2 protein-coding genes are annotated in these 3,000 nt (G+C 70.7%); both read left to right on the forward strand.

Going from position 1 to position 3,000, the window contains the following annotated elements:
- The coding region (locus ACR2JA_RS01855) for a cisplatin damage response ATP-dependent DNA ligase (RefSeq protein WP_434007441.1) at positions 1-840 on the forward strand (840 nt) is incomplete at its 5' end.
- Positions 837-3,000: ligase-associated DNA damage response DEXH box helicase (locus tag ACR2JA_RS01860; RefSeq protein WP_434007442.1), on the forward strand; the 2,164-nt coding region annotated here is incomplete at its 3' end. The genes ACR2JA_RS01855 and ACR2JA_RS01860, both read left to right, overlap by 4 nt.

Below are 3,000 nucleotides of genomic sequence, written 5' to 3' on the forward strand. Positions count from 1 at the left end.
CTCGCCGCGCTGGGCGAGGCGCTGCCCGATGGCACCGTGCTCGACGGCGAGATCGTGGTCTGGCGCGAGGGGAAACCACAACCGTTTGCCGACCTGCAGAAACGCATCGGCCGCAAGACACTCGGCCCCAAGATCCTGCGCGAACTGCCGGTGGCGCTGCTGGCCTACGACCTGCTCGAACACGGCGGCCAGGATCTGCGCGCGCAAGCCCTGCACACGCGCCGCGCCGCACTGGACGCGCTGGTGCAAGACATGAACCACCCACTGCTGATCGCCAGCCCTCTGCTGACCGGCGAGACCTGGCAACAGCTCGCGACCCTGCGCGAAGAAGCCCGCGAGCGTGGCACCGAAGGCTTCATGCTCAAGCAGCGCGCCAGCGGCTACGGCGTGGGCCGCACCAAGGCCGCGGGCACCTGGTGGAAGTGGAAGATCGACCCCATGAGCGTGGACGCGGTGCTGATCTACGCCCAGCGTGGCCACGGCCGCCGCGCCAGCGTGTACAGCGACTACACCTTCGCGGTCTGGAACGCGCCGCCCGGCACCGAAGGCCGGCAACTGGTGCCTTTTGCCAAGGCCTACTCGGGCCTGAGCGACGCCGAGATGGCCCGGGTGGACGCCATCATCCGCGCCACCACCATCGAGAGCTTTGGCCCGGTGCGCAGCGTGCGGCCCACGCTGGTGTTCGAGCTGGGCTTCGAGGGAATCGCCCACAGCCCGCGCCACAAGAGCGGCATCGCGGTGCGCTTCCCGCGCATGCTGCGCTGGCGCGAAGACAAGCCAGTCGACGAGGCCGACACCCTGCAGACGCTGGCCGCCCTGCTGCCCGGGGGTGCCGCGTGAAAAAGCCCGACGCCGCCGCCTGGCTGGCCACACGCGGCTGGTCGCCTTTCCCGTTTCAGCAGGAGGTCTGGGACGCCATGGCGCGTGGCCAGAGCGGTCTGCTGCACGCCACCACCGGCGCCGGCAAGACCTACGCCGTGTGGCTGGGCGCGCTGCAGGCGCTGGCCGATGCACAGGCCAAGCGCACGCCGCCGCTGACGGTGGTCTGGCTCACGCCCATGCGGGCGCTGGCGGCCGACACGCTGCGGGCATTGAAAGAACCGCTGCCCGACCTGGCCCCCGCCTGGACCGCCGGCGCGCGCAGCGGCGACACCAGCAGCAGCGAGCGCGCGAAGCAGGCCGAGCGCCTGCCCACAGTGCTGGTGACCACGCCCGAGAGCCTGAGCCTGCTGATCGCGCGCGCCGACGCGGCCGAGACCCTGGGCCGCACCGCGCTGGTGGTGGTGGACGAGTGGCACGAGCTGATGGGCAACAAGCGTGGCGTGCAGGCGCAGCTGGCCATCGCGCGGCTGCGGCAGTGGAACCCGGCGCTGCGCGTGTGGGGCATGTCGGCCACGCTGGGTAATCTGAATGAGGCCATGCACACCTTGCTCGGCCCGCAGGCGGCAGAAGCAGGCCGCATGGTGCGCGGGCAGACGCCCAAGCAGCTGACCATCGACACCCTGCTGCCGCCGCGCGTGGACCGCTTCCCCTGGGGCGGCCACCTGGGCCTGGCCATGCTGCCGTCCGTGGTGCATGAGATCGCCACCAGCGGCAGCACGCTGGTGTTCACCAACACGCGCTCGCAGGCCGAGATCTGGTACCAGGCGCTGCTGGACGCCAGGCCCGAGTGGGCGGGCCTGATCGCGCTGCACCACGGCTCGCTGGACCGCGCGGTGCGCGAGTGGGTAGAGGCCGGGCTGAAGGCGGGCGAACTGCGCGCGGTGGTCTGCACCAGCAGCCTGGACCTGGGCGTGGACTTCCTGCCGGTGGAGCGCGTGCTGCAGATCGGTTCGCCCAAGGGCATTGCGCGGCTGCTGCAGCGAGCCGGCCGCTCGGGCCACGCGCCGGGCCGGACCTCGCGCGTGAGCAAAGTGCCCACGCACAGCCTGGAACTGGTCGAAGGCGCGGCCGCGCGTGCCGCCGTCCAAGCCGGGCAGATCGAGGCGCGCGACACACCGCGCCAGCCGCTGGACGTGCTGGTGCAGCACCTGGTCACCGTCGCGCTCGGCGGCGGCTTCACACCCGATGCCTTGCTGACCGAAATCCGCAGCACCGCCGCCTACGCCGACCTGCCCGACGAGCACTGGCGCTGGTGCCTGGACTTCGTTTCGCAAGGTGGTGCCTCGCTCGCGGCCTACCCGGACTACAACCGCGTGGTGGCCGACGAACACGGCGTCTGGCGCGTGCCGGACGCACGCCTGGCGCGCCGCCACCGCATGAACATCGGCACCATCGTCAGCGACGCCAGCATGGCCGTGCAATACGTCGGCGGCAGCAAGATCGGCAACGTCGAAGAAAGCTTTGCCGCACGCCTGAAACCCGGCGACTGCTTCACCTTCGGCGGGCGCCTGCTGGAGCTGGTGCGCATCCACGACATGACGGCCTGGGTCAAGCGGGCCACCGGCCGCAAGCCCGCGGTGCCGCGCTGGAACGGCGGCAAGATGCCGCTGTCGACCACGCTGGCCGACGCCGTGGTGGTGCAGCTGGCGCGGGTGCAGGCAGGCGACTTTGCCGACCCCGAACTGCAGGCCGCGCGACCGCTGCTGGAGTTGCAGGCGCAGTGGTCCGCCCTGCCCTCGCCCGACACCTTGCTGGCTGAAGTCATGACGTCGCGCGAAGGCACGCACCTCTTCCTCTACCCCTTCGCCGGGCGCCACGCCCACCTGGGCCTGGCCAACCTCATCGCCTGGCGCGTGGCCCAGCGCGCGCCCAACACCTTTTCCATCGCGGTCAACGACTACGGCTTTGAACTGCTGAGCGCGACGGACATTGACTGGCCGTCGCTGCTGCCCGATCTGCTGTCTTACCGCACCGACGCCACACCGACCGTTCGCCCGGAGCCTGCCCTTCGACAAGCTCAGGATGATCGGAACACAGGGCTTCGACAAGCTCAGCCCGAACGGGATTCCATCCTGCGCGCACAAGACAACGAAGAAGCGCCCACGGGTGACGTCACCT

Source organism: Hydrogenophaga sp. (genome assembly GCF_051007235.1).
Taxonomy (GTDB): Bacteria; Pseudomonadota; Gammaproteobacteria; order Burkholderiales; family Burkholderiaceae_C; genus Hydrogenophaga.